Genomic DNA, 26,637 nt, shown 5'->3' on the forward strand with positions numbered 1-26,637 from the left:
TCTATCGTCTACACGAGCCAACCACCGGTCACATAAAGTGTCTGACCCGTTAAATAACTAGCTTTAGGGGCTAACAATATTTTTACGAAATAACTTATCTCACTTGGCTGAGCAAAGCGACCACTTGGGATCTCTTCTTCGACTGCTTGCCGTTCACTACCAGAAAACATCTGATTCATCTGCGTATCTATCGCTCCAGGTGCGATCGTATTGACTGTGATCCCCAAAGAGGCGACTTCCTTACTATAAGCTTTGCAAAAAGCACTTTGCGCCCCTTTTACCGTACTATAACCGACCTCTAAAGCACTACCAGCTCCACCATAGACCGAACCGATAAACACGATCCGTGCCGCTTGACTGCGAGCTAATTTAGCTTCGAGCGACGCGATCAAACGCAACGGGCTCTGCAATTGCATCGCTAGAATTTGATCAAAAGCTTGCGGTTCTTGTTGACTAAATAGACCATATTCAGTCGTTCCTTGCGCAAAGATCAATGCATCTAGGCTACCAAAGATCTGGGAAGCTACTTGGGGCATCGTGTCTGGCGCTGTAAGATCAGCTTGGAGTGCTAAAAAATCTTGCTTGGGATAATTCTTCGCTAGTTCTATTACTAGATCATCCACACGCGTTTGATTGTGATAGTAATGTAAATATAACGACCAGCCATCAGCAGCTAAGTCTTTGGCTATTTGGTGACCTAGATCACCTGAGGCTCCACAGAGCAAAGCCCATTTCATTGATCTTCATCTTCTTTCGGGAGAATTTGGTAAACACTGATCGCCTCTGAACGTAAGAACTGTTTGGCAACAGCTCTGATATCATCTAAAGTCAATTGTTCTAAAAGCGCTCCAACATCAAATAAGGTCGCACTTTCAAATAGATCAGCTTCATAACGATTAGCGATACTCTCTAATGAATTCATTGCTTGGATGTTTCGTCCGATCAGCTCACGTTTGGCTAACTCGAAAGCAGATCCTTTATCTTCTAAAAACCCTAACGCGTGCTCAGCGATATCGATCACAGCATTGGATAGTTCTTGCGGTTTATTGGTATCACCTGAGATCGTAGCAAAATGAAAACCACGTTCTAAAGAAAAATCATAACCAAAACTATCATCCAAGACACCTGCATCATAAAGTTCTAAGTATTTATCTGAAGTTTCGCTGTAAAGTAAATACAATAATAATTCGACTGCTAGCTTATACCGCAAGCCTGCCCGACCAGCTGGGACTTGATCTAATCCCTTGATCCCAATGATCGTTTTAGGGCGCTGGATCTCCAATTCAGTCATGCGATAAGGGATGATATCCTTACCCTCGTGATCAAAAAATTCTTCGGCACGCTTGATCGGCTCAGCACTTGGAAATTCCTTGGCTGCTTGATTTTCTTTGATCAACTCGAGCATCGCTTCAACTTCAAAATTTCCGACTAAGAAGAGATCCATGTTACTTGGCTGATAAAAAGTCTTGTAACAATCATAAAGATCTTGGGCAGTGATCTTATTGATCGAATCAACTGTCCCAGCGATATCGACACTTAATGAATTTTTAGGATAAAGGTTTTCGATGATCCCAAAATACAAACGCCAATTGGAGTCATCATCATACATTTTGATCTCTTGACCAATGATCCCCTTTTCTTTTTCAACTGTTTTTTCCGAAAAATATGGCGCTTGCACGAAATCCAATAACGTCGTCACACACTTAGCAACATTGTGTGTCGTTTGAAACAGATAACTCGTACGCGTAAAACTGGTAAAGGCATTGGCATCAGCCCCATATCTACCAAATAGTTCAAAGGCATCGTGATCTTCTTTTTCGAATAATTTATGTTCCAAAAAGTGGGCGATCCCGTCAGGAAAACGGCGAACTTCAGTCTCACCCAAAGGAACAAATTCGTTATCAACTGAGCCATAGTCAGTCGTCAAGATCCCATAAGTCTTATGAAAATCTGCTCGAGGCAAGAAATTGACTTTCAGCCCATTATCCAAAGTAGCAGTATAAAGCGTCTCGCCAAATTGCGGATAACTATTGATCTCCACTAAATATGCCCCCCATCTAAGAAAAATACGGCTTGAAGCTCAGCTAAATCAGCCACCTCTACCACATCTTGAGCCGAAACTCGGTTGATCTTTTCGATCCAGGTCGCTGGTGTTTCTGGCACTTGGCTCAAGATATCTAACTGACTACGTGTGATCGCCGTCATTTGATTATCCAAACGGCTCTCATAACCGTTGATCAAATTTAGTTTGATATTTTCTAATTCAGCTTCACTGAATTTACCTGCAGCTAAGTCAGCAACTTGTTGTTTGATCAAGCTGTAGGCTTTTTCCTTGTCACTTGTCTTGATCCCTGTTTGGATCAAGAGCAATTGCCGGAAAGGATCAAAATTACTACTTGCATAGTAAGCCAGACTTTCCTTTTCTCGTACATTAGCAAATAATTTAGACTGTGGTGAGCCCCCCAACAAAGCATTGAAAACTACCGCAGCATAGTGTTTGTCCGTGCGATAAGCGGTCGGCAAGCGATAAGCTAAGTCTAGCTTACTTTGATTTAAAGTCTGCTTTTCGACCACTTCAACTACTTCAGCTCGTGCTGGCTGTTGATAACCAAGCTTGCCGAGCGCAGTCATTCTTTTGCCAAAAGGTAAGGTGAGCGCCTTAGCCTCAACTTCGGCTTCCGCGACATCTCCTGACACAAAGATCTGGATCTGATCATTTTGAAGCATTTCCAAATAATAAGCATAGAGTTCAGATGCCGTAACTGGAGCTAGATCCTCCACTGTGCCGTAGTTAGCGGCTTGTTGGATCGTATCCTCAAAATAGATCTTTTGCAATTCTAACGCCGCATAGGACTGCTTATTATCTTTGACTGCTTCGATATAAGCGGTCAAATTAAGCTTTTGCCGTTCAAAAGTCGTTTCATCAAAGGCCCCATCATTAGCTAATGGTGCAAAGATCAATTCTTTTAAAAATGAGAAAACTTGGCCTAACAAATCTTCGGGATGCAAAAGATAGTTATCATTTACACAATTCAAAACAAAATTTAGAATATGTACTTGCCCACGACGACTGACTGTTGTACCAAAACTTGCTCCATACATCTTGGAAAGCTCTAAGGCAACCGCTTTTTGCGTCGGATAAGCTTGACTACTCGTTTCTAAAATATTAGCTAATAGCGTTCGCATAACGAGTTCTTTGCTATCTGTCAACTCTTTTAAAAATGAGATCACGACTCGTGTTGTCTTGAACTGTTGTGTAGGGATCACATTCAACATGACCCCCGCATTGATTTCTTTTTGCACTAACAGTTCCCCCTTCGATATGTTACTGATATATTTCTAGTTGTTTGGTCAAATAGTTTATATACTCTCTAACTATGATAAGGTAAAAGCCCCGTATTGACAAGTTTCAATCACAAGGTTTTCCTTTAAAAAAATAAATTTTATTTCCACTAAAAAAGCTCGTCTAGATCAGACGAGCAAAAAGTGCGATCAATTATCGACTTTTTTCGATTTTAAATAGACTTGGCGTGGTTTAGACCCGGCTTGTGGACCGATCATCCCACGATTTTCAAGTTCTTCTACGAGATTAGCAGCCCGATTGTAACCGATCCTAAAGTGACGCTGGATCAGCGATGTACTGCATTTTTGTTCCTGCGTGATAAAGGCCACGACTTCATCGAAAAGCTCATCAGTCCCATTGCCATCTGGGGCTTTGAGCTCACTTTCAGAAACTTCTAGCGCTTGATCATAGGTCACTTCAGCTTGGGCTTTGATGAAATCAACAACATTTTGAACATCTTCATCGTAGATATATGCCCCTTGGACTCGCGATGGTTTATTTTGGCCCATTGGTAAATAGAGCATATCACCTCGACCCAATAATTTTTCGGCGCCAACTTGATCGATGATCGTCCGTGAATCAGTCCCACTTGAGACCGCAAACGCCATCCGCGAAGGCACATTAGCTTTGATGATCCCGGTAATAACATCCACCGATGGCCGTTGTGTGGCTAAGATCAAATGGATCCCAGCGGCACGTCCCATCTGTGCGATCCGTGTGATAGCCGCTTCGACCTCATTACCAGTCGTCATCATCAGATCGGCCAATTCATCAACGACTACTACGATATACGGCATTTGCTCATAGTTAGCTGGATCTTTAGCCGCAAATTTATTGTAGCCGTCTAAATTTCGTTGCCCAGTTCGAGCAAATTCTTCATAGCGCTGTTGCATTTTAGCCACAACTTTTTCCAAAGTAACTGCTGCCTTGCGTGGTTCTGTAACTACCGGCGTCAATAAATGCGGTAGATCATGATACATCCCCAGCTCAACTTTCTTAGGGTCGATCAAGACCAACTTGACCTGTTCAGGAGGACAGTTCATCAACAGACTCGTCAAGATCACGTTGATCGCGACTGATTTACCGCTCCCGGTCGAACCTGCGATCAATAAATGTGGCATTTTGGCTAGATCAGCTGTGATCAATCCATTTGAAATGTCACGTCCCAATGGTACTTCGAGCGGAGCAAAATCAGTTGCTTGAAATTCCGCCATCAGTTCTTTAAATGAGACCATCGCCACATTTTGATTGGGCACCTCGATCCCAACTAAAGCTTTCCCTGGAATAGGCGCTTCGATCCGAATATCTTTAGCCGCTAAAGCTAAAGCAAGGTCATCAGCCAAACTGACAAACTTCGAGACCTTGACCCCTACTGCTGGATGCAATTCATATTTAGTCACCGCCGGACCTAAAATGATATTTTTTAGTTCAGCTTCCACCCCGAAACTTTTAAGCGTCTCAGTCAATACTGCTTGATTTTGCTTGATCTTCTTTTTTTCAACTGAACGATCAGGAACTGGTGTCTCACTCAATAAATCGAGCTGGGGCAACTCGTAAGCTTCACTGTTAAATGCTGGTCGTGTTTTTCTTTTAGCAGGTCGTTCGGGCTTTGTTTTAGGCTTTTCAGCTGGCATCGTGATCTCTGGCACTGATGCAGCTGGTTCAAATTGGTCATATACCACCTTTTCGTCAGATATCTTCTCTTCTTTAGGAGCTGACTCGATCTCATCTTCATTGATCAGTGCTTTAGAAGCATCTTCTTTTAATTTCCCCAATTCACTATGGGCTTGTTTGATCAAATTTTGGCTGCCTATTACCAATGCTTTTAAAGCTCGACCTAAATTTTCCAGAACAGTTCCAAATGAGATCTGGCAAATAAATAAGACACCCGCACCGAGCAAGAGCACCGCTAAAAGATATGAACCCAATTGTCCCACTAAAAAATAAGTAAGACTATACAATAAAACGCCCACGATTCCACCAGCCAGATCTTCATTCAAAGTTCCAGCTACGAGGTCATGCCCTGCTCGCTCTAAAAAAGCATTCAAAAAATCAGTGTGGATCGCAAGTTCTTGAAATGAGTACGCACTAACAAAGAGCACGATCCCTAGATATAGCAAGATACCACCTAAAATATAGTTGGCTTTGAGTTTAGGGCGTTTATCAAATAACAACCCATAGCTCCCCAAAATGAGTAACAAAATTGCCCCTAGCTGATAAGTATTGCCGACTACCAAGCGAATCATATTGGAAAATAATGTTCCTAAAAAGCCCAATTCAAATAACGCCAGGCCTGCAGAAGCAATGGTCCCAGCTCCGTATAAACGCCAGGTCATTTTAAAACTTGGCTTCGATCGTTTACCTCTCTTTTGAGGACTTGTTTTTTTCTTTCTAGTTTTTTTTTGCTGTGCCAAGATTTACCCCTCAATTCCCTTTAGGTCCCAAAAGACCCTTCTCAACCATAAATTATAACACATTTTCCCCAAATCAATATCCTCAGTTAAATATAATCTTTTTCAAATATAAACAATTAGTTCAGATAAAACATAAATCTTTTTATATTAAACTTTATCATGATATATAAATTCTAAAAAATAAAAATAATTATCTTTAAATTATAATTTTTATAAAATAAAATAACAGAAATTTAAAAATAACTTTTTTAATTGAGGGGTAGCTTAGAAAATAATTATCTAGGGGGAATACACCTATGAAGTTTAAAAAACTTTTAGCTACGTGGAGTACATTAGCCGTAGCAACTCTAATCTTGAGTGCATGTGGTTCACACAAAGCACAACAAAGTTCAAACAAACCAGCCACCAAGCAAGTTTTAAACTGGTCAGTTCCAAACGAACTCGCGACGCTTGACTCTATTACTGTCGCCGAAAGCGGTAGCGCCGATATGATCAATAATTCCATGGAAGGCTTGTTCGTGCTTAAAAACAATAAAGCCACAGCTGGATTAGCGATCGATACTAAAGCTTCTGCCGACGGTCTCACCTATACTTTTTCTCTGCGCAAAGGGGCAAAGTGGTCAAATGGCGATCCTGTCACAGCTCATGATTTTGTCTTTGCTTGGTGGCGTTCGGTCGATCCAAAGACAAATTCTTTGGCTGCATATATGTATAGTGGGATCAAAAACGCTGATGATATTTTGGCCGGTAAAAAAGCAGCAGAAACATTAGGTGTCAAAGCTTTGAGTGACACTAAACTTGTCGTCACACTCGATAAACAACTCCTGTATTTGAAACTGTTGCTAGCAGATGCCCGTTTCTTTCCACAAAATCAGCGAGCAGTCGCAAAATTCGGCAAAAAATATGGAACTAGCTCCGATACCACCGTCTTCAACGGACCTTTCGTATTTAAAAACTGGACTGGTTCTAATTTGAGCTGGAAATTAGTCAAAAATAACAATTACTGGAATAAAAAGCACATCAAAATGGAAACGATCAACTTTAAAGTCGATAAGAGCTTTACTACTGCCTACAATCTCTACCAAGCCAATAAAGTTGATTTCACTCACCTAAGTGCCGAACAAGCCAAACAATTAGCCGACCAGCCAGGGTATCGGGTCTTGCGCCGGGCTCAAATCACGTATATGAAATTCAACGAAACAAAAAAGGAATTTCAAAATAAAAAGATCCGTCAAGCTATCGGTTATGCGATCGACCGCAAACAAATGGCCTCTTCTGTTGCTGGAGGCGGTTCTGTACCATTGACCAATTTAGTTCCACAAGGTGTCTCGACCTTTAAAGGCAAAGATTTTACGACTTGGGCTAAAACCAAAGTCGGTGTCAGTTACGATCCAAAATTGGCTCATAAATTACTCAAAGAAGGTTTAAAAGAACTCGGTGAAGATCACTTTGAATTCACCCTCTTGGGCCGCGATACCGAAATTTCGAAAAAAGAAACTGAATTCATCCAAAGCCAGATCGAACAAACTTTACCTGAAGTCAAAGTCCAAACAAGTAATATCCCGATCAAGATGCAAATCGCCAAAGCCACCAAAGGCGATTTTGACGTAACCTTGACTGGCTGGTTAGCCGACGTAGCCGATCCAAGCAACTTCTTAGATATCATGACAAAAAATAATCCTAACAACATGGGGAAATATGCTAGTCCAAAATTCAACGAACTGATGACTGTTGCTGAAACGAGCGATGCCATGGATAAAGATAAACGCTTTTCTGATCTGATCGCAGCGGCTAAACTGCTAAACGAAGATCAACCGGTCGTCCCACTGATTCAAGATGGTACTCCTGAAATGTTGCGCCCATCAGTCCACGGTATGATCCAAAACACTGCGGGTCTAACTGAAAACTTTCGCTCTGTATACATCACAGAGTAATATACTATATAAATACTAAGGGTCCCACTATGATGCTTTTGCATCATAGCGGGACCCTTGGTATTACTTTTTGACGGCTACATAAAACTGCCCATTTTTATTTTAACTTATCATTTTCATAAGTATGTGTTTTTTCCAAACCAACAAAATCTTGTTGACGCAAAGCCTCGTAAACTACGATCGCTGCCGTATTTGATAGATTCAACGCGCGAATATGTTCATCATTTTGGGGGATCCGAATGCATTTTTCTTCATTTTGACGCATGAAGTTTTCGGGCAGACCCGTTGTTTCCTTACCAAACAAGAAATAATGGTCATTTGCTGTTGCATAATCAACTTCCGTATAAGCACGGGGAGCAAACTTAGAAACTACATGCAACTGATCATTTTCACCTAAAGTTTCCAAGAAAGCTGGTAAATTAGGATGATAAGTTATCTTGACCTTATCCCAGTAGTCTAATCCCGCGCGTTTTAGATACTTATCTTCTGTCGAAAATCCCAACGGCTCGATCAAATGCAATTCAGTATTGGTCCCAGCACAGGTCCGCGCGATGTTACCTGTATTGGCTGGCATCAGTGGTTCAAATAAAACAATATGGTTAGCCATTTCAACTCTTCTTTCATTCTTGAGCTACTAGTCCAAACTAGCAGCAGATAGTATTTTTACACAAAAAAAGCGTAACTGTTCGGTGTGGGCACGGCGAACAGTTACGTTAATGAAGTACAATCACATAGTAACTAACGACAGTTCCGTTAATTACTCATAACCGATTTCTTAATGAATACTATAGCATTCATCAAAGTAGTTTTCAATCTTTTTTCAAAATTATTTTTCACTACTGAGTAAGGTCACATCCACGGTGATCTGCTTTAACGGCTGACTCGCAGCTTTTTTCAGACTTTCAGCTGAAGCTCCCCACTGTAAAGGTGTCATTTTCATAAGCGCCGCAAACAAAGCATCATCTAGCGAAAATACGTACTTTATCCGTGTACTAGTTGCATTAGGGTAGTGCTTATAGAAGAGATCTAATACTTTTTGATTACTATATTCGTGTTTTTCATCATTTTCAGCATATAATAAACGCCGTAATTCCCCTAGATAGTTAGCATTGGGAATGACTTTCAAAAGTTTGCCCGTTTTTTTCTGGACTCGCGCAAATTCACCATAAGCAGATGGCGAAAAAATATCGATCAAATAATCAAAACTTTGTTCACTAAACGGTAGGTCAGCTAGATCTGCAATGCAAAAAAAGCCAGCCGTCTCTTGTTGCGTCGCCAGATTGATCGCACGTTTCGAAATGTCAAAGCCAACATAACGATCAGAACTATCAGCTCGTTTATGTTCTAATCGTTGTAAGACACTACCTTCCCCGCAGCCAATATCAAGCACTTTGATCCCCGCTCGTTCACCGATCTGGTTCGCTATTTCTTCAATGATCGGATCAAAAAAACCAGCTTGTAGTAAAGACCGACGTGCTTGCCACATTGCATCATCATCATAGTCACTTTTGACGCCATGTTTGATCAAATACAAGGTTCCTTTTTTAGAAAGGTCAAATTGATGATCGTTAGTACAGTAAACCGTTGTCTTTTCTACCTTACTAAAAGGAGCTCGACAAGTCGGACACCGAAATAGCCCTTTGTTTTGCGCAACAAATTGCGCTCCCCGTTCGATTTTTTTCATACTCATCCCTACTTTTCGACCTTGATATATTTACCTTTAACTAGATCCATCAAATCAGTTTGTTTCAAACGGACCGAGCGCCCTACTTTACCAGCTGAAACTGAGATCAGCGGTTGGTCTTTGATCCGTTCATCAAAGTAGATCGGAAATCCTTTACGCACATTGATCCCGATCGGTGTATTTGCACCATGGATATAACCCGTGATGTTGATCAAATTTTTATTATCCGCCAAGTGGACTTGCTTTTTCCCTAGCTCTTGGGCTACTAACTTGAGATCGATCTCATATTCAAGTGGCAAACACACGACCACATAATCTTTAGGATCTTTATTCGCTTGTAGCACGATCGTTTTTAAAATAGATTTAGGATCGACACCTTGGGCATTAGCTTCTTCTAATGCAGACTGGCCCCTAGTCAACCATTCAAACGAAGCTTCTTCATATTCAATATGATGTTGATCTAGGATCCGTTCGTCATTTGTCTTTTTTTCTTTATTTTTTTTAGCTTTTTTTGCCATAAATTCTCCCTCGCTTTCACTCCTGCTTTATTTTAACGTGGATCTACACACTTGTCGAATTGCTTAATTTATTAAGTTAAATTTAATTAATGCAAAAACCGAACTTTTTTTAATACGAATATTTTTTTATTTGACTTAATCTGACTAATACGTTATATTTAATTTTGCTCTTTAGAGCTAATGATTTTTTTACGAATAATAGATAAAGGGGTTTATAATCATGCCAGTATTTGATTATGAAGATATTCAACTTGTTCCTAATAAATGTATCGTTAAAAGTCGGTCTGAGATCGATACCCGTGTTAAATTTGGTCCAATGACCTTCAACATCCCGGTCGTTCCAGCCAATATGCAAACCGTGATCGATGAAGATTTAGCTATTTGGTTAGCACAAAACGGTTATTTCTATATTATGCATCGGTTTGAAGAAAACAAACGTGTCCCATTTGTTAAAAAGATGCACCAACTTGGGCTCTTTGCCTCGATCTCAGTCGGGGTCAAACCACAAGAATATCAATTGATCGATCAACTTGCACAGGAAAATTTGATCCCTGAGTATATCACGATAGATATCGCTCATGGCCATTCAGATACCGTGATCGATATGATCAAATACATCAAGGCAAAACTCCCTGGGACCTTTGTGATCGCCGGTAACGTTGGAACTCCTGAAGGCGTCCGTGAATTAGAAAACGCTGGGGCTGATGCTACTAAAGTCGGGATCGGACCAGGTAAAGCTTGCATCACTAAAGTCAAGACTGGCTTTGGAACTGGTGGTTGGCAATTAGCTGCCCTTCGCCTCTGCGCTAAAGCTGCTCGTAAACCGATCGTAGCTGATGGCGGGATCAGAACTAACGGTGATATCGCTAAATCCGTTCGTTTTGGAGCTTCAATGTGTATGATCGGCTCAATGTTTGCTGGACATGCCGAAACTCCTGGCGAGATCATCGAACAAGATGGCAAAAAATATAAGACTTATTTTGGTTCGGCTTCCCAATACCAAAAAGGTGAATACAAAAACGTCGAAGGTAAGAAGCTCTTAGTTCCTTACCGTGGTCACATTTCCGATACCCTTCGCGAAATGCAAGAAGACTTACAATCCTCCATCTCTTATGCTGGTGGACGTGACTTGGCTGCACTTCGTAAAGTCGATTACGTGATCGTTAAAAACTCGATCTTCAATGGTGACCAATACTAAAGAATAAAATAGATCCCCTCTAGGACCTAAATAGTCTTAGAGGGGATCATTTTATTTATCCATAAATGATCTGTGTTCCTTGTTTGATCACTGGCATAGTATGTGGCTCTAAATAGAGTACATTTTCTTGGAGATGCTCTTTTTCTGGTACCGGTTTAAAGTTGAGTACAGTATGCCCGATCGTTGTTAGGTTACTTTTAACTAATTCACCTAAATATTTTACATGATAAACTTGATCATCGATCTGGATCTTAGAACCGATCTCTAGATCATAGTTCTCGACCGCATCATTTTCAAAGCGTTGGATCACAGAAACTTCTCGTAAGCGAGGAGAAGCCGTTTCATCAAATAAGATCACCATTGGCTCATCTTTAGAGACTGCCTTAGCTCCGATTTCAATAACTTCACTTTTGATCATAACTTTACAAACCCTCTCTAGCACATCACCTGATTTTGCGTCGCTTCATCTACACAACACAGCTACATTATACCGCACTTTTACGTAGAAAAGTAGTTTTTCTACCATTTGCGGACTTCCCGGCCTAGGTTGCACAAATTTCCCTTTAAAAATGTTAGAATAATAATTGAGCAAAATGAATGGAGGGATTTTTTTGAAAGAACAGATTTACTTTGGTACTTATACCAAGAAAACTAGCCAAGGTATCTATCATGCTGTTTTAGACACTGATACCGCTCAAATTTCCACGCCTCAAGTAGCGATCGCCGTGGAAAATCCTACTTACTTAACAACAACTGATCAAACCTTGCTGACTGTAGCCAAGGAAGGTCCGCTAGGTGGGATAGCTGCTTATGAACTGGCAAATGACAGCTATGCCCTTACAGATGACGCCCTTGTGGCTGGTGCTAATCCATGTTATGTAGCTTTCGATAAAAAGCGATCGTTAGTCTACACTGCTAATTATCACAAGGGACAGATCGATGTCTATCGCTTAAATCCTGATAAAACATTAACACTTTGTGATTCTGTCGTTCAGACTGGTTATGGCCCTCGTAAAGAACAAGATGGCTCACACGTTCACTATACCGATTTGACTCCTGATGGCCGGTTGGCAGTCGTTGATCTGGGGAACGATACGGTCTCGACTTACGATGTTTCAGCTGAAGGTAAGTTAGCACCTGTTTCGATCTTAAAGACTAAAGCTGGGCTCGGACCACGTCATTTAGCGTTTGCTCCCGACAAAAAGACAGCTTACCTAGTTGGAGAACTTTCCAGCAAGGTTTCTATACTTGATTATGATTCGACAACTGGTGCTTTTTACTTACGCCAAACTGTAAGCACGATCCCAGCTGATTGGACTGAACATAACGGAGCTGCTGCGATCAGAGTTTCTAATGATGGTCGCTTTGTCTACGTTTCTAATCGCGGTCACAATTCACTTGCTGTCTTTGAAGTCTTAGATGGAGAATTGAAATTGATCCAACATCTTACGACTCACGGTGATTTTCCACGTGATTTTGCGCTTGACCCAACTGAAAAATTTATTTTGGTCGCTAACCAAAATACTGATAATGCAACCTTGTATACCCGTGACCAAGAAACCGGCTTACTTGCTTGTTGCCAAAAAGATATTCCTCTTCCCGAGGGTGTATGTGTTTATTTTAAATAAAAGGAATGAAGAATTTGCTTTATCGCGAAGTTTGCTTAGAAAATTATACTGACCTCCCCCAAGCCGTTTTACAGGGTGCTGATCGGATCGAGATCTGCGACAACCTCGCTGTCGGCGGGACTACGATCAGTAAAGGTGTTATGGGTGAAGCTATCAAGTATACCCATGAAAAAAATATTCCCTTAGTGATCTTAGTCCGGGCTCGTGGTGGAAATTTTGTTTACAATGATATCGAATTAAAGATCATGGAAGCTGATATCTTAGAAGCTCAAGTCTTAGGAGCTGATGCGGTTTGTATCGGTGCTTTGACGGCTGATGGTCAAGTCGACTACGAAGCAATGGAAACGCTCATTGCTGCAGCTGGCGGAATGGAACTCGTCTTTAATATGGCCTTTGATGAACTGAGCTTTGACGAACAAAAACGGACGATCAATTGGGCAGTCGAGCAAGGCTTTAGCCGGATCTTGACCCATGGTGGTCCTAAAGATACTCCGATCGAAGCTAATTTAGAGCATTTAAAAGAGCTCATCGCTTATGCTAATGGGCGGATCACGATCCTTCCTGGGGGTAAGATCACGGCCAAAAATGCCCAAGCGGTAGCTGACGCCTTACAAGTCACTGCAGTCCATGGAACTAAAATATTAGCTTGAGCTTCACAACAAGTCTGATCTCGGTCAGGCTTGTTTTTTATTCCACAAAAAAGCCAGTCCCCTGACTGACTCGAAATAGTTATATTTTCAAATATGCAAATGCCATATATACGACACCTAAAGCTAAAATGACGCTCAATTGCAGCTTATAAGTGATCCTCAGATAAGCGATATATTCACGCATAAATGCATTGAGCGTAAAATACCAACGTGTTTTGGCACCAAAGCCAACACATTTAAGCCCTTGACGTTTAGCGATCACTAATGCACGATAAACGTGATATGAATTAGTAGCGATCCCAAATTTAGCATTTGGCGCCATCAAGCGATGTGAAAATAAAATATTTTCATACGTAGTCGTTGACTTATTTTCAACAATGATATCATCTGCAGGTATCCCTTGCTTTAAAGCGTAGTTTCGCATCGCTTCACCTTCTGCGATCACTTCATCTGGTCCCTGTCCCCCCGACATGATCAATTTTAAACGTGGTGTTTTACGGTAGACCGCGATCGCCCGCTCGATCCGCGCTGCCAATAACGGTGTTACTTCAGTTCCATTTAGCCCTGCACCTAAAACTACGATATAGTCAAGTTTTGGCAACTTAAGGTGAACCAAATTCAAAGTCAACGTTACAGTATACATCACCATAACGAGTAAGAAATAGACCGTCACCGAACCTAAATAACCATAGGCGTACATCCAAATATTTTTATCGGTAAAATGTCCAAACATCGGCCAGATCACTAAGTAAGCAATACAAAAGATCCCAAAACCGAGCGATAATAGGTTGTGGAATTTAAAGCCTTCATTTAAGATCACCTTGACCCCATTATAGAGAAAGACAGACACTAACACAAACGGCCACAATACCATACATATCGTCACTATGCTCGCTAAAAAGATAATAATGAAAAACAGCCACTGATGAGCATACAAGAACTCACTATATCTCATTAGGATCGCAGCGATAAAGATCACTGTTGTCAGTAAAAAGGTCACAAATGAAACGCCGGCCCATAAAGAACGGGGCTCGTGCCTCATTGTATAAGCAAACCAACCTATTCCAACTAAGAATATCGATACAAATACCAACATTTAAATTACCCTTATGTCCCCATAAAAAATTTCATAAATAATTTTGCAATATTAAAGTAGATCAACACCGAAGTCAAGTCACTTAACGTTGAGATAAACGGACCTGAAGCCACAGCGGGATCGACTCCGATCTTATCCATCAAATTAGGGATAAAGCTCCCAGCTAAGTTTGCCACCGTGATCGCACACATCATTGCCATCCCGATAACAAAACCTAAAATAAAGTTTTGCTTCCAAAAGCCAACGATCAAAAAGATCGTCAAACCTGTAACTAATCCCGTAACCAGACCCGTCAAAAGTTCGATAAAAAATTGGCGATAAACAGACGGTTGATCTTCATCACGACTAGCTAATCGCCGAACTGCGACCGCCAAACTCTGCGTCCCAGCATTTCCGGCAGTACCGGTGATCGAAGAAACAAAGATCGCTAAAATACTAGCTTGACTGATCATACCTTCATAATGTGAGATCAAAGTCGTTGTCGACATCCCCAATAATAACAAGACGATCAACCAAGGCAAACGATTGCTCGCAGCCTTGATCGGGTTATCGGCTACTTCTTCGGTATCAACGGCAGCCAAACCAGAGTAATCTTCAGCAGATTCTTCATCGATAACGTCAATGATATCATCGACGTTGATGATCCCGATCAATTTATTCTCATAATCGGTCACTGGGATCGCTAAGAAGTTGTAATCCCGGATCGTCTGTGCAACTTCAGCTTGATCATCAGAAACTTTAACTGACATCACCGGCGTTGTCATGATATCCGTGATCATTTGATCATCATCATTTATCAAAAGATCACGTAAAGTCAAAACACCGATCAACTTGTTATCAGAGCCAACAACATAAACATAATAGATCGTTTCAGCATCGCTTGCTTCACGCTTGACAACATGCATCGCTGAGCGGACCGTCTGATTGCCAGCGATCGCCACATATTCCGTCGACATGATCGCACCAGCAGTCTTATCTTCATAGTGCAACATTTCACGGATCTCAGCAGCTTTTTCAGTCGGCAAAAGGCGCAGATAGCCCGCTAGATCTTTTTTAGGTACATACGCTAAAATATCGACCGCGTTATCGGTATACATCTCATCAATAACATTGGCCGCATATTGTGGCGTCATTTCTTCAAAGTATTTTACAACTTCTTCGGGTTCATCTTCGATCGCATCAAACATGTCCCCGACTTCTTTGGCCGTTAAATAGCGATACAGCCTCGCTCTTTGTTGTGAATTTAATTCAGTAAAGATCTGTGCTTGTTCATAAACGTGCAGATCCAAATAATTTTCTCTAAATTGCCGTGCTTTTTGGCTGTTCAGCAACTGGATGATCTTCTTGTTACTTTGAGTTTTTACCAGATTTTCAGCCATACTCATCCCTCTTTTCTAATTGTTTGCTAGATACTGTTGCATATCTCGCGGTAACTCACAAGTAAACTCAACGTCTTTTTCTAAAAAAGGATGATAAAAGCGCAGATAGGCACAATGCAAAGCTTGCCGTTGCAAAGGCAAAACTTTGGCACCATCATACAAGCGATCCCCTAATAACGGATGCTTCAAGTAAGCACTGTGAACGCGGATCTGATGTGTCCGTCCCGTGTGCAACCGGATCCGATACAGCGTCGCTTGGCCTACACTTTTTTCGTACCAATATTGAGTTTTAGCAAACTGCCCTCCTGCTAAGACTCGGCGCTTGATCAAACTACCCTCTTGGCGTCCGATCGGTAAGTTTACTGTAAAATGTGGGTTCGTCAGTTTACCCGTAAGTAAAGCCAGATATTCTTTTTTGATCGTGTGTGCATGTTGCTGTTGATCGATCAAAGCATGAGCATATCGATGTTTCGCAACTAAAACTAGCCCCGTCGTATCACGGTCTAGCCTCGTTGCGATATGAACGACCGTCTGCTCGTAACCACGTAATTTGTAATAGCCCACGATCCGATTGACCAATGAATCAGTTCGCTGATCGGTCAAGGGGGACGGGATCGTAGTCAGACGGGCTGGTTTGTTGACGATCAAATAATGATCATCTTCATAGACGATATCTAACGGGACATATGATGGGATCACTGTCTCTTTGCGCGGATGTTCTGGCGGTAAGCTGATCGTGATCTTATCGCCTTTTTTTATTTGATCCACGATCCGACCTGAAGTGTTATTCACCAATAATTTGCCCCCTTCATGTCTGATCTTAGCAGATAAACGACGCGATACGCCCTTTTGTTTTAAAAATGTCTTTAAATGACAGTTATTTTCTTCGTTATAAATCCATTCTATCTTCATCTTCAGTTCCTATAAAGGCGTCTTGAACTCGGCGCCAAAAATGTGTGTGGCGGTATTTAGCAAAATAGATCCGCCTTTTTGAGACCTTATATTGAATCTCACAGATCTGACGGTTATGATACGATTCTGAATCGACAGTCAAAACAAAATCGCTCCCTTTTCCCGGTCTAAAGGTGATCCAGTCATTAGGTGCTACAATCATCGGTGAGCTCAAGGTCCGAAAAACGCGATTATTGATCGAACCGATCTCGGCTATCTGCAAGACCTCAAGATTAGGGTGGACTACTGCCCCACCAAGCGATTTATTATATGCCGTCGAACCAGTCGGCGTCGAAACGCATAGCCCATCGCCTCTAAAGCGTTCAAAGAGTTCACCACCGATATACACATCCGTTACCATGGTGGCACTATTACGCTTTAAGGTCGATTCATTCAACGCTAAATAACGCTCACGGCGCGGGCTATCGGCGTATTTAACAGAAACTTCCAATAACGGGTAACTGACGGATTGGCGATTATCCGATTGCAGACTGATCACCAAATCGTCGATCTCATCATCACGCCAATCCGTATAAAATCCTAAATGTCCCGTATGAACACCCACAAAACGAATTTGCTCTAATTTATCTTTATAATGATGAAAAGCCGATAGCAAAGTACCATCGCCCCCGATCGTCACTACAACATCGGGCTCTTCGTCATCGATCACAAAATGGCGTTCCACAAACTTTTGATATAGTTTTTTCTTAACAGCTTGTGATTTGGCTCGTTTATTAGCAAAAATTGCGATTCTCATTATTCTCACCTCCATGGTCGAATGTGTCTTGCTTAACTACCCTAAGCTCGTGTGCTTATCTTCAAATAATCTTTGTGCCTCATTGACTTCTTCTCTAATGCTAGACATTTCTTGATCAAGTGCAAAAGCGATCTCAGCACTTTTCTCTAATCTCATCGCAACTTCAGACGGAATACATCCTTGGTACTTGTAGTTGAGTGAATGTTCAATCGTAGCCCAAAAATTCATCGCTAACGTCCTGATCTGGATCTCAACTTTTAGTTGTTGCTCGCGCTCCAGCAGTTGGACTGGATACGTGACCACCAAATGATAGGACCGATAGCCACTTTCCTTGGGCGTTTTGATATAATCACGTTCTTCGATCACTTGCATATCTTTGCGCTTCCGTAAAAGTTCAACTACGCGATAGATATCTTCCACAAACTGACACATGATCCGTACCCCAGCGATATCTTCCATATCCTGCGACAAACGCTTGGGTTTGATCTGGCGCCGTTTCATCTTTTCTAAAATGCTTGGTATTGGTTTGACTCTGCCGGTGACATATTCAATTGGACTGCGGTTGCCGCTCTTTTTAAATTGCCCACGCAGAGTTCTGAGTTTGAGTTTCAACTCGTTGACCGCTTGATCGTAAGGCTCTAAAAAATTGCTCCAATCGTCTTCCATTAAATAGATCACCACCTTTCTATACCTTATCAGTTTAACACAGACCCACGCTCTTTTACATTCTCAAAAAAATTAAAGCTACATTTTAACGTATGAAAACGCTTTTGCGTACAAAATAAGTCAGATTTATTGCAAAAATCATTTTTTTTGCTTAAAGTATAAATATAGAAAAAAGGAATATTTGATCAAGTGGAGGAGAACACCATGTTAGAGATGTATTTGTTTATCAATCCTCTTGGCGCTAAATGCTACGAAGCAGAACAAAACATTTTAAAACTTGCGGAAGAATCGCCACAAAAGTTTCAGATTCGTTTTATCCCACTTTTGAACTTGCAATCAGTGACCAAGGTTATGTCTGTGATGAATGTTTCAGGTGATACTTTGCAACTGCGCAATAAAGTATCCCAGATCTTGTATAATGCCGTTTTGGATTACAAAGCTGCTCTTTTTCAAGGGCGCAAACGCGGTCACGATTTCTTGCTTAATGTTCAGCGCCAACTCTATGTCGAGCATAAAAAATACAGTGAAGAAGTCGTTATTCGTGCAGCTAAAGAGAGTAAACTAGATCTTGCTACGTTTGAACACGATCGGCGCTCGAAACTAGCAGTTGAAAGTTTTCGAGAAGATCAAAGATTAGCTGCTGAAATGAACGTCAATACCCCACCATCTATGGTGGTATACAATTTAGACTATCTTGAATGTGCAGTCTCAGTTGAAAACTGCACCTCGTTATCAAGTTTGGAAGAATTGCTTTTTGGTAATGCAGCAAAGGAATTTGTTTGCACCAAAAATGGGCTTCATCCAACTTACCACCAATTATCATTAAAAAAATAAACTTGCTCGGCCCTTGTGGTCGAACAAGTTTATTTTTTTATTGCTTATTTAGCTAATAGCTCTTTTAATTCAGCCAAACGTTCCTTAAAGATACCAAAAGCTTTCTCTAGATATTTACTATCAGTCATATCAACACCAGCTTTTTTCATTACCTCTAATGGAGCAGCTGAACTACCTGCTTTTAAGTAGTCCAAATAAGCTTCCGTATGCGCCGGTTCTTCATCTAAGACGCGCTCTGCTAAAGTAGAAGCTGCCCCAAAACCAGTTGCGTATTGATAAACATAGAAATTGTAGTAAAAATGCGGGATCCGTGACCATTCATATGCGATCTCTGGGTCATTTTCGACTGCACTACCATAGTAGCGTTGATTTAGTTTACCGTAGAAATCTGACATCAGATCTGCTGTCAATGGTACTTGGGAAGCATCTTGTTCATGGATCCAAGCTTCAAATTCAGCAAATTGGGTTTGCCGATAAACAGTTCCTTTAAAGCCATCTAGATAGTGATTCAATACGTAAGCCCGTACCTTAGGATCAGTTTGAGTCTCTAACAAATACTGGGTCAACAAGTTTTCGTTTGTCGTTGAGGCGATCTCCGCAACAAAGATCGAATAATCCCCATATTGATAAGGTTGATTGGTCCGTGTATAGTAACTGTGCATCGTGTGTCCCATCTCATGAACTAACGTAAAGAGATTATCCAACGTATCTTGCCAATTCAATAAAATATATGGTGCAGTATCATAAGCCCCACCTGAGTACGCTCCTGAACGTTTACCTGCATTAGCGACCACATCGATCCAGCGTTCGTCAAAAGCTTTCTCTACATAAGCAAGATACTCTTCACCTAAGACGCTCAAGGCCTCTAAAGTCATCTTTTTAGCCTGTTTATAAGTGAACGTCAATGTCGGTTCACCCGTCAATGGAGTATACATATCATACATATGCAACTCGTCGACACCTAAGATATCCTTGCGTAAAGCTACATACTCATGCAGTAGCCCCAAATTTTCATTGACCGTTTTGACCAAAGTATCATAAACAGCTACTGGAATATCATTTTGGGCTAATGAAGCTTCCTTGGCACTTTGATAATTACGTAATTTAGCTGAAAAATTATGCTTACGCACATGTGCCGACAGTGTAGCTGCAAATGTGTGTCTGAACTGTTTATATACAGCATATAACTGTTCAAATGCTTCACGTCTAACTGGGCGCGCAGTCGATTCGAGCAATTTACCGTAGACCCCATTTGAAAGCTCGACCTTTGAGCCCGTTTCATCAGTTACTACGGGGAATTTTAGATCAGCATTGTTTAAAACTTCAAAAACATTAGCTGAAGCGCCCAAAATATCGCTTGCACCTGCTAACAGTGCTTCTTCTTTTTCACTCAAGACATGGGCTCGAAGTCTAGTCCAGTCATCGATCAAAGTTTTATATGCATTTAATTTAGGTTCATCTTGATAATAGCTTGCTAATTTTTCTGGCGCTAAAGCTAATAACTCAGGTCGAAACCAAGCTAATTTCGCTGAAACATCAGCTAATAACTTTTGGACCCGTGCCATCAAAGCTTGGTACTTAGCATTAGCGGTATCCTCATCGTTTTTCATGCTTGCATAGACATAAACTACTTCAAGTTGGCGATCTAACTCGAGCATGGCCGTTAGAGCAGCTAAAAAGGCTTGAGCGCTATTTCCTAGTGTTCCCTTATATTGTTCAAAATCTTCAGCTGCTTTTGCTACTTGCGCAAAGGCTACTTCAAATTCTGCATTAGTTGCAAAGATCTTGGTCAGATCCCAAGTAAGCTCGAGTGCTACCTCTGATCTTTTTGGTAGACGTGTTACTTCACTCATTACAAAATCCCCCTTTAATTATCGGTAGTGCCTTAATTTTAGAAATTTTTTTTAAGAAAAGCAAGTCCTTTACAAAAATTATCAATATCTTGTTCAATAAATGGCTTCAAATCAACAAAAACCAGCTCATAAGCCGGTATTTTAGGCCTCGAAAACTGCTCACAATATAACGCTGTCCGCCACCATAAAGTTGCTGTCCGATATAATGGGTAACTATAGTTCAATGCTAAACAATCATCTATCACCCCAGTCAACTTTAGACGCTTTTGATATGTTAATTGTTGCAATTTACGCATAGCCCCAGTCGAATAATATATCTGTTTAGCCAAAGCATACTTTTGTTTTTTTCTTTCACTCAGCGATAAATACTTTAATCGTATCTTTTGTGGGGTAGCGAAAAAAGCTTTTAGTTTTTTGACATCATTTGTCCGCCAGTATTGATATTTAAGTGGCAAAAAATCAGCTTTTTGGATCCCATAAACAACTTCAAAGTATGCTTTAATGGGATCGAGATAGATCAAATAAAAGCCCCGATTTTTTGACCACCGCATAAATTGTGCAACTTGCTGTGGTAAACTGCGCTTAAGTCTATAATTATTTCCTAAGATCCACAATTCAGCTAGACCAACATCGTGATATCCACGTGAGCGTTTTTGCAATTTGCGTAAACTGAGTGGTGCACATTGATATTCTAAAGCCAAAAGCTGCTGATCAGGCAACTGGACCAACAGATCGGGACGTTGCTTTGACCCAGGTAGATAGGCTTCAAGCTTAACTCGTGCTCCAAACGCCCTAAAAAAAGTGGCTAATAGCTTTTTTCCTCGTAAGTGCTCATTGGTCTCTCCTTCACTAAAAGTCCCACAAGTCCGCTTCAAATGCGCAAAATGTGCCGTATAATAATGCCCTTGACGCAAAATGACTGGTTCGTGGCAACTTGGACAATAATATTTTTGCTCTTTTGTTGCTGCTTTGGCTGTGATCATTTTTGAATCTTTTGTTAGCGCATATAACATTTAAAAGCCCCCTTTACTACTAAAGTACGCCAAGGTGACTAAATTTAATGCAAAAAAATAGAACAGATATCCTCTGTCCTATTTATCAGTAAATTATTTAAAATGATACCGCGCTAATTCAAGTGCCGCATGTTCCATCAAACACTTACCACGTTCTTTAACGACTGCAGATTCAAACTGCTCTTTTTGACCATATTCATAAACCAAAGCCATCGCATCCTTGACATCAGCCACTTCCATCTGATCAGCAAAAAAGACTAATTCGAGATAGTATTTGCCATCTAAATGGTAAAGATTCGAGACTGTACTGTCATAATTGAAAGCCTTAGCTAACTGAATAAAGTCTTCAAAGTCAGCAAAACTTACCACATAGCGATACTGTGCCTCTGGATCTTCTTTTAAGTAGCCAGATACTCCATCACCGTCATCGGCTAAAGCAGGCTTTTGGTGTCTAATTTTTTCATTTTCACCGGTGATCTGTTTTCTGATATAGTCAGCTAGATCATTCCCGATCCCGGCATTAGCGATATTTAACGGCGAGTCGTTTGCATCACTTTCTTTCGAATCATCACGTTCTAAATTCATCGAAGTTTCTGCTTTTTTAGGATCCACCTTGGTAATAAATAGCTCTAATCCATTTTGATTAGGGATCAGTTGGAAAGTTACCGCATCATTATCGCGAAATTCGTGGTCCTTATCGACCTCTTCTAAAATGCTAAAAAAGAAATTTTCGATCTCTTTTTGATTGCCAAGTAGATCAAGGACGGTGATACCACGATCAGTCAGATCTTCGGTTCCGAGTAATACCCTAATTGTATTCTCATTGACTTTTTCCATTTCCATCTGTGATCCTCCCTTTCCTACTTAAATGCTTGCAAAACACTTAATTTGCAAACTTTATCATACCAAAAATTATCAAAAAAGACCACCCAAAAAACTTGGAATGGTCTAATCTATAGTATATCTTATTACAAACTTTAGAAACCTGCAAGTTCACGGGCACGACGCAATTCAAGCGCACGTACTTCCCGCGGTAGGAAACGACGAATCTCATCTTCATTGTATCCCACTTGAAGTCGCTTTTCGTCCATAATAATTGGTCGTCTTAACAGGCCGGGATGTTTTTGGACTAGATCAAGTAATTCTTGCAATGGCATTTCCTCGATGTTGATATCAAGTTCTTGATATGCCTTCGAACGTTTAGAGATGATCTCCTCTGTTCCATCTTCGGTCATTTGCAAGATCTGCTTGATCTCATCAATACTCAATGGTTCCAAAAAAATATTTCTCTCACTGTAAGAAATGTTGTGATTTCTAAGCCATGCACGCGCCTTACGGCAAGATGTGCAACTTGGTGATGTGTATAAGGTAACCATATAAATCGCCCCTTCTCAATAAAACCTGGTGCAACCATACAATATATATCCTCATCCATCATTATACACCTATTTTAAAAAATTGATACCTTTTTTATAAAAATTAATCGCTATATTTTTATCAAGTTTTTAGAACCATTCTAATGATTTCAAAAAAACCCGTCAAAACAAAGGGAGCGTATTCATTGCTCAAAACATTAATTCTTCTATAAGGTATAATAAAAAAATTATCTACTATTAAACTAATTATTATCTTAAAGGTTGATACAATGCTAAAAAGGCCCGAATTTTATCAATTCGAGCCCAATGATCATTTTTGTAACTAGGTATTATTTTTTATCTATTTAATTATATCAATGTTCCAATTTATCCCAGATAATGACTTCATCAGCTTGTAAAGATTTTTTAACATCAATAATACGTTGATTCGAGCTTCCTCGAAATTGTAAAGTTAGATCTTTAAGATCCTCCCGGAAGCGCCCATCGACTAAAATATCGATCAATGACAATAATTCCAACTTATCAGCTGATTCCTTTTGTAACTCATCCCAAGTATATCCACTCCACGACCAGATATCCTTTTTATCACCATATTCTTGTCTGATACGCTTGACTAGGGGCAAACAAACTTGTGTATTTAAGAAGGGTTCTCCCCCAAGCAACGTTAAGCCCTGAACATAATCATGTGAAAGGTCAGCTATGATCTGGTCTTCTAATTCCTTGGTGTACTCAAAGCCATAATTAAAGCTTTGTGCAGCCCTATTATAACACCCAGGGCAAGCAAATTTACATCCACTGACATATAAACTACATCTGACACCCTCACCATCGACAAAGTTGAACGGTTTATAGTCAGCTATTTTTTGTTTACTCAACTCACTAGCTAACCATTCCTTAGGTTTAGGATCATTGGGGCGACGCACTCGTCTTTTAGCTTTAGTCGGAGTGGCTACCTGCTTTGGTGCTAGTGTTTCAGAGGCAATAAAAGCAGTATCGCCTCCAACAGTGATCCTGATCGTCCCACTATTCTCCATCAGTCATCATCCCCGGTGCAATATTTTTAGCTCGTGCCGCGATCTCTTCATGACGTCCATGAACCATCGGCCGTTGCAAAGGATTACCTAGATAACCACAAGTCCGCTTAACACAATCGCAGGTCTTAGGGTCGTGGTTACCACAATCTGGGCATTCAAAGCCACGAGCTGTAGCCTTGAATTCTCCCTCAAAACCACATTTATAGCAATGATCGATCGGCGTATTAGTTCCCAGATAGCCAACTTTATCATAGGCAAAATCCCAAACTGCCTCTAAAGCTTTCGGATTTTGGCGCAAGTTCGGATACTCACAATAATGGATAAAGCCACCCGCAGCATATTTTGGATAATCCATCTCAAATTGAAGCTTTTCAAATGGTGTTGGATGCTTTCTGACATCATAATGGAAGCTATTGGTGTAGTAATCTTTGTCAGTAACATCTTTGACTTTCCCAAATTCAGCTGTATCTAAGCGACAGAAACGATCTGTCAGAGATTCACTTGGGGTTGAATAGACGCTAAAATGATAGCCAGTTTCTTTTGACCAACGCACACACGCATCATGTAATTGCTTAACGATCTCGAGAGTAAAATCATGTGCTGCTTGATCATGTTCCCAATTTGGACCAAAGAAAAGTGTCCCTACTTCATAAAGCCCGATATAACCGATCGAAACCGTGGCACGTTCATCTTTGAAGAGCTGACTTACATCTTCACCTGGTTTTAGCCGTTGCCCAAAAGCACCATATTGGTATAAGATCGGCGCATTCTCTGGGACCGCATCTAAGACCCGAGCTACTTTGAAATCAAGCGCAGTCTTACAAAGTTTGACCTTATCGTTGAAGATCTGCCAGAAAAGATCCATATCACCGTGAGATTCTAAAGCGATCCGTGGTAAATTGAGCGTCACGACTCCTAAATTCATCCGGCCAGAGTTGACTTCATTTCCGTGCTTATCTTTCCATCCTTGTAAGAATGAACGGCATCCCATCGGTGCTTTAAAGCTCCCCGTTAATTCCTTGATCTTATCGTACATCAAGACGTCGGGATACATCCGTTTGGTTGCACATTCGACCGCCAATTGCTTGATATCATAATTAGGATCTTCGGGCTTTAAGTTCAAACCTTTTTTGATCGTAAAGACCAATTTAGGAAAGATCGCCGTCCGTTTTTCCCGGCCCAAGCCACCGATCCGGATCTTTAAGATCGATTTTTGGATCTCACGTGCGACCCATGAAGTTCCTAAGCCAAACCCTAATGTGGTAAAGGGAGTCTGTCCTTGAGAAGAAAAGAGCGTATTGATCTCATATTCCAGTGCTTGCATAGCATCATAGATATCTTTTTTCGTCCGTTTTTTAGCAAATTCGATCTGCTTAGCTGGATCTTCGATATATTCTTTAGATTCAGCTAAATGTTTGTCATAATTTTTTAGTGCGAAGGGTTCTAAGACCTCATCGATCCGATCAGCTGAACAGCCACCATATTGACTAGAAGCAACATTAGCAATGATCTGTGACATTTGGGCGGTCGCAGTTTGGATCGAATGAGGGCTTTCAACTTCAGCATTACCGATCTTAAAGCCATTTGTCAGCATCTCTTTAAAATCGATCAAACAACAATTCGTCATCGGACTCCAAGGAGTATAGTCCAGATCGTGATAATGGATGTCACCACGCAGATGAGCTTTAGCCACATGCTTTGGCATCATCCGAAGCCCTAGTGTCTTACCGACTGTCCCCGCTGTCAGATCACGTTGCGTATTGAAAACATTACTGTCTTTGTTAGCATTCTCATGAACTAAACTCGGATCCTTAGATTGAAGCCGGCCTAACCTGACAGTTGGATCAGTCTCTTCTTGCCATTTGGCTTCATCGGCTTGGTGATGAGCAACATAAGCCTTGGCTTCGGCATCATAACCTAATTCATTTAGCGTAGCTGTCAATTTATCGTAGATCTCAGTGCTGGTAAGTGTCGTTTGGTCCGCTAACTTGGCGAGTAAAGCGAGAATAATTGCATCGGTATCCGTAGCCAAGCCTAACTTACGCAAAACGCTCTCCAACTTATAAAGTGCAAATGGTACCTCGTATCCATCTGTTTTGATGACCATCTTAGGTAATACATACTTTTTTTGTTCCTTAAATTCCATCATCGTCATCAGGTCCCTTCTACGTCAGCTAAAAGTGAAAATGAACCACGATCTTAAAATCATCATGGTCCACCTACAACATCCTAACTAACAAACTTATCTATATTTAAATCCTATTTCCCTGTTGGTACTTTATATGATATAACCAATCGCAGCCAAACAC

Annotated in this window: 24 protein-coding genes; 5 read left to right on the top strand and 19 right to left on the bottom strand. The window is 40.9% G+C overall.

Translation table 11 applies throughout. The features are described 5' to 3' along the window. Positions 1-8: 8 nt before the first annotated feature. The 4 genes from ymfI to GSR62_RS05910 form a co-directional block, all read right to left on the bottom strand. Positions 9-737, bottom strand: coding sequence for an elongation factor P 5-aminopentanone reductase (ymfI, locus tag GSR62_RS05895; RefSeq protein WP_066024009.1), 729 nt, complete (start codon positions 735-737; stop codon positions 9-11). Beyond that, the gene (gene yfmH / locus GSR62_RS05900; protein ID WP_029507349.1) at positions 734-2,041 is read right to left on the bottom strand and encodes an EF-P 5-aminopentanol modification-associated protein YfmH; all 1,308 of its coding nucleotides are present in this window, start codon (positions 2,039-2,041) and stop codon (positions 734-736) included. Before yfmH ends, ymfI begins: the two co-directional genes overlap by 4 nt. Beyond that, positions 2,041-3,303 (bottom strand): EF-P 5-aminopentanol modification-associated protein YfmF, encoded by a 1,263-nt coding sequence (gene yfmF, locus GSR62_RS05905; protein ID WP_066024010.1) that lies wholly within the window; start codon positions 3,301-3,303, stop codon positions 2,041-2,043. Before yfmF ends, yfmH begins: the two co-directional genes overlap by 1 nt. A gap of 189 nt (positions 3,304-3,492) precedes the next feature. After that, positions 3,493-5,679 carry a DNA translocase FtsK gene (locus tag GSR62_RS05910; protein WP_081797101.1) on the bottom strand — a complete coding sequence of 729 codons (2,187 nt, stop codon included), beginning with the start codon at positions 5,677-5,679 and terminating at the stop codon, positions 3,493-3,495. A 374-nt stretch (positions 5,680-6,053) separates the two neighbouring features. On the opposite strand from GSR62_RS05910, the gene GSR62_RS05915 reads away from it, so the two are divergent. After that, positions 6,054-7,691, top strand: a complete 1,638-nt coding sequence (locus tag GSR62_RS05915) for a peptide ABC transporter substrate-binding protein (protein WP_066024011.1) — start codon at positions 6,054-6,056, stop codon at positions 7,689-7,691. Between the two features lie 97 nt (positions 7,692-7,788). On the opposite strand, the gene trmL is transcribed toward GSR62_RS05915, so the two are convergent. From trmL to GSR62_RS05930, 3 genes are all read right to left on the bottom strand, one after another. Continuing rightward, entirely contained in the window at positions 7,789-8,298 is a 510-nt protein-coding gene (gene trmL / locus GSR62_RS05920; protein WP_035449113.1) for a tRNA (uridine(34)/cytosine(34)/5-carboxymethylaminomethyluridine(34)-2'-O)-methyltransferase TrmL, read from the bottom strand. A gap of 219 nt (positions 8,299-8,517) precedes the next feature. Beyond that, positions 8,518-9,375, bottom strand: coding sequence for a methyltransferase domain-containing protein (locus tag GSR62_RS05925; RefSeq protein ID WP_010689250.1), 858 nt, complete (start codon positions 9,373-9,375; stop codon positions 8,518-8,520). An 8-nt stretch (positions 9,376-9,383) separates the two neighbouring features. Continuing rightward, the gene (locus GSR62_RS05930) at positions 9,384-9,893 is read right to left on the bottom strand and encodes an aminoacyl-tRNA deacylase (RefSeq protein WP_010689251.1); all 510 of its coding nucleotides are present in this window, start codon (positions 9,891-9,893) and stop codon (positions 9,384-9,386) included. 220 nt (positions 9,894-10,113) lie between these two features. Here GSR62_RS05930 and GSR62_RS05935 point away from each other — a divergent pair, with 220 nt between their 5' ends. Next, entirely contained in the window at positions 10,114-11,091 is a 978-nt protein-coding gene (locus tag GSR62_RS05935; protein WP_035449111.1) for a GMP reductase, read from the top strand. A gap of 55 nt (positions 11,092-11,146) precedes the next feature. Here GSR62_RS05935 and GSR62_RS05940 read toward each other — a convergent pair whose 3' ends face one another. Then, the gene (locus GSR62_RS05940) at positions 11,147-11,509 is read right to left on the bottom strand and encodes a PTS glucitol/sorbitol transporter subunit IIA (RefSeq protein ID WP_010689253.1); all 363 of its coding nucleotides are present in this window, start codon (positions 11,507-11,509) and stop codon (positions 11,147-11,149) included. A gap of 193 nt (positions 11,510-11,702) precedes the next feature. Here GSR62_RS05940 and GSR62_RS05945 point away from each other — a divergent pair, with 193 nt between their 5' ends. Together GSR62_RS05945 and GSR62_RS05950 are read left to right on the top strand one after the other, a co-directional pair. Further along, positions 11,703-12,719 carry a lactonase family protein gene (locus GSR62_RS05945; RefSeq protein WP_066024012.1) on the top strand — a complete coding sequence of 339 codons (1,017 nt, stop codon included), beginning with the start codon at positions 11,703-11,705 and terminating at the stop codon, positions 12,717-12,719. 5 nt (positions 12,720-12,724) lie between these two features. Continuing rightward, on the top strand, positions 12,725-13,369 hold the full coding sequence (locus GSR62_RS05950; RefSeq protein ID WP_179854473.1) for a copper homeostasis protein CutC: 645 nt from the start codon (positions 12,725-12,727) through the stop codon (positions 13,367-13,369). 79 nt (positions 13,370-13,448) lie between these two features. On the opposite strand, the gene GSR62_RS05955 is transcribed toward GSR62_RS05950, so the two are convergent. The 5 genes from GSR62_RS05955 to yjbM are packed head-to-tail and all read right to left on the bottom strand — an operon-like array spanning position 13,449 to position 18,218. Beyond that, on the bottom strand, positions 13,449-14,465 hold the full coding sequence (locus GSR62_RS05955) for a YdcF family protein (RefSeq protein ID WP_066024014.1): 1,017 nt from the start codon (positions 14,463-14,465) through the stop codon (positions 13,449-13,451). An 11-nt stretch (positions 14,466-14,476) separates the two neighbouring features. Then, complete coding sequence (gene mgtE, locus GSR62_RS05960) at positions 14,477-15,844, bottom strand: magnesium transporter (protein ID WP_035449107.1); 1,368 nt, start codon at positions 15,842-15,844, stop codon at positions 14,477-14,479. A 15-nt stretch (positions 15,845-15,859) separates the two neighbouring features. Next, a complete protein-coding gene (locus tag GSR62_RS05965; RefSeq protein ID WP_035449105.1) occupies positions 15,860-16,756 on the bottom strand; it encodes an RluA family pseudouridine synthase in 897 nt (298 codons plus the stop codon). Beyond that, positions 16,734-17,552, bottom strand: a complete 819-nt coding sequence (locus tag GSR62_RS05970) for an NAD kinase (protein ID WP_010689259.1) — start codon at positions 17,550-17,552, stop codon at positions 16,734-16,736. Before GSR62_RS05970 ends, GSR62_RS05965 begins: the two co-directional genes overlap by 23 nt. A 36-nt stretch (positions 17,553-17,588) precedes the next feature. Continuing rightward, positions 17,589-18,218, bottom strand: coding sequence for a GTP diphosphokinase (yjbM, locus tag GSR62_RS05975; RefSeq protein WP_035449116.1), 630 nt, complete (start codon positions 18,216-18,218; stop codon positions 17,589-17,591). A 204-nt stretch (positions 18,219-18,422) separates the two neighbouring features. Here yjbM and GSR62_RS05980 point away from each other — a divergent pair, with 204 nt between their 5' ends. Further along, a complete protein-coding gene (locus GSR62_RS05980; RefSeq protein ID WP_035449104.1) occupies positions 18,423-19,052 on the top strand; it encodes a DsbA family protein in 630 nt (209 codons plus the stop codon). A gap of 44 nt (positions 19,053-19,096) precedes the next feature. Here GSR62_RS05980 and pepF read toward each other — a convergent pair whose 3' ends face one another. From pepF to nrdD, 6 genes are all read right to left on the bottom strand, one after another. Further along, positions 19,097-20,905, bottom strand: a complete 1,809-nt coding sequence (pepF, locus tag GSR62_RS05985) for an oligoendopeptidase F (protein ID WP_035449102.1) — start codon at positions 20,903-20,905, stop codon at positions 19,097-19,099. Positions 20,906-20,943: 38 nt separating this feature from the next. Continuing rightward, a complete protein-coding gene (locus GSR62_RS05990; protein ID WP_066024015.1) occupies positions 20,944-21,918 on the bottom strand; it encodes a competence protein CoiA in 975 nt (324 codons plus the stop codon). Between the two features lie 93 nt (positions 21,919-22,011). Beyond that, positions 22,012-22,761 (bottom strand): adaptor protein MecA, encoded by a 750-nt coding sequence (locus GSR62_RS05995; protein ID WP_010689265.1) that lies wholly within the window; start codon positions 22,759-22,761, stop codon positions 22,012-22,014. Between the two features lie 134 nt (positions 22,762-22,895). Further along, positions 22,896-23,294 carry a transcriptional regulator SpxA gene (gene spxA, locus GSR62_RS06000; protein ID WP_029507336.1) on the bottom strand — a complete coding sequence of 133 codons (399 nt, stop codon included), beginning with the start codon at positions 23,292-23,294 and terminating at the stop codon, positions 22,896-22,898. 353 nt (positions 23,295-23,647) lie between these two features. Beyond that, positions 23,648-24,328 (bottom strand): anaerobic ribonucleoside-triphosphate reductase activating protein, encoded by a 681-nt coding sequence (gene nrdG / locus GSR62_RS06005; protein WP_010689268.1) that lies wholly within the window; start codon positions 24,326-24,328, stop codon positions 23,648-23,650. Next, positions 24,318-26,477: an anaerobic ribonucleoside-triphosphate reductase gene (gene nrdD, locus GSR62_RS06010; RefSeq protein WP_035449114.1), complete on the bottom strand. Its 2,160-nt coding sequence runs from the start codon at positions 26,475-26,477 to the stop codon at positions 24,318-24,320. Before nrdD ends, nrdG begins: the two co-directional genes overlap by 11 nt. Between the last annotated feature and the right edge of the window lie 160 nt (positions 26,478-26,637).

Source organism: Ligilactobacillus animalis (genome assembly GCF_009933595.1).
GTDB lineage: Bacteria > Bacillota > Bacilli > Lactobacillales > Lactobacillaceae > Ligilactobacillus > Ligilactobacillus animalis.

Coding starts and splice junctions, on each gene's coding strand:
- GSR62_RS05970 (WP_010689259.1), bottom strand. CDS start 17,552: ATGAGAATCGCAATTTTTGCTAATAAACGAGCCAAATCACAAGCTGTT.
- GSR62_RS05995 (WP_010689265.1), bottom strand. CDS start 22,761: ATGGAAATGGAAAAAGTCAATGAGAATACAATTAGGGTATTACTCGGA.
- GSR62_RS05950 (WP_179854473.1), top strand. CDS start 12,725: ATGAAGAATTTGCTTTATCGCGAAGTTTGCTTAGAAAATTATACTGAC.
- GSR62_RS05980 (WP_035449104.1), top strand. CDS start 18,423: ATGTTAGAGATGTATTTGTTTATCAATCCTCTTGGCGCTAAATGCTAC.
- GSR62_RS05955 (WP_066024014.1), bottom strand. CDS start 14,465: ATGTTGGTATTTGTATCGATATTCTTAGTTGGAATAGGTTGGTTTGCT.
- pepF (WP_035449102.1), bottom strand. CDS start 20,905: ATGAGTGAAGTAACACGTCTACCAAAAAGATCAGAGGTAGCACTCGAG.
- spxA (WP_029507336.1), bottom strand. CDS start 23,294: ATGGTTACCTTATACACATCACCAAGTTGCACATCTTGCCGTAAGGCG.
- GSR62_RS05915 (WP_066024011.1), top strand. CDS start 6,054: ATGAAGTTTAAAAAACTTTTAGCTACGTGGAGTACATTAGCCGTAGCA.
- GSR62_RS05990 (WP_066024015.1), bottom strand. CDS start 21,918: ATGTTATATGCGCTAACAAAAGATTCAAAAATGATCACAGCCAAAGCA.
- GSR62_RS05965 (WP_035449105.1), bottom strand. CDS start 16,756: ATGAAGATAGAATGGATTTATAACGAAGAAAATAACTGTCATTTAAAG.
- mgtE (WP_035449107.1), bottom strand. CDS start 15,844: ATGGCTGAAAATCTGGTAAAAACTCAAAGTAACAAGAAGATCATCCAG.
- nrdG (WP_010689268.1), bottom strand. CDS start 24,328: ATGGAGAATAGTGGGACGATCAGGATCACTGTTGGAGGCGATACTGCT.
- GSR62_RS05930 (WP_010689251.1), bottom strand. CDS start 9,893: ATGGCAAAAAAAGCTAAAAAAAATAAAGAAAAAAAGACAAATGACGAA.
- GSR62_RS05910 (WP_081797101.1), bottom strand. CDS start 5,679: ATGACCTGGCGTTTATACGGAGCTGGGACCATTGCTTCTGCAGGCCTG.
- GSR62_RS05925 (WP_010689250.1), bottom strand. CDS start 9,375: ATGAAAAAAATCGAACGGGGAGCGCAATTTGTTGCGCAAAACAAAGGG.
- trmL (WP_035449113.1), bottom strand. CDS start 8,298: ATGGCTAACCATATTGTTTTATTTGAACCACTGATGCCAGCCAATACA.
- GSR62_RS05940 (WP_010689253.1), bottom strand. CDS start 11,509: ATGATCAAAAGTGAAGTTATTGAAATCGGAGCTAAGGCAGTCTCTAAA.
- GSR62_RS05935 (WP_035449111.1), top strand. CDS start 10,114: ATGCCAGTATTTGATTATGAAGATATTCAACTTGTTCCTAATAAATGT.
- ymfI (WP_066024009.1), bottom strand. CDS start 737: ATGAAATGGGCTTTGCTCTGTGGAGCCTCAGGTGATCTAGGTCACCAA.
- nrdD (WP_035449114.1), bottom strand. CDS start 26,477: ATGATGGAATTTAAGGAACAAAAAAAGTATGTATTACCTAAGATGGTC.
- yjbM (WP_035449116.1), bottom strand. CDS start 18,218: ATGGAAGACGATTGGAGCAATTTTTTAGAGCCTTACGATCAAGCGGTC.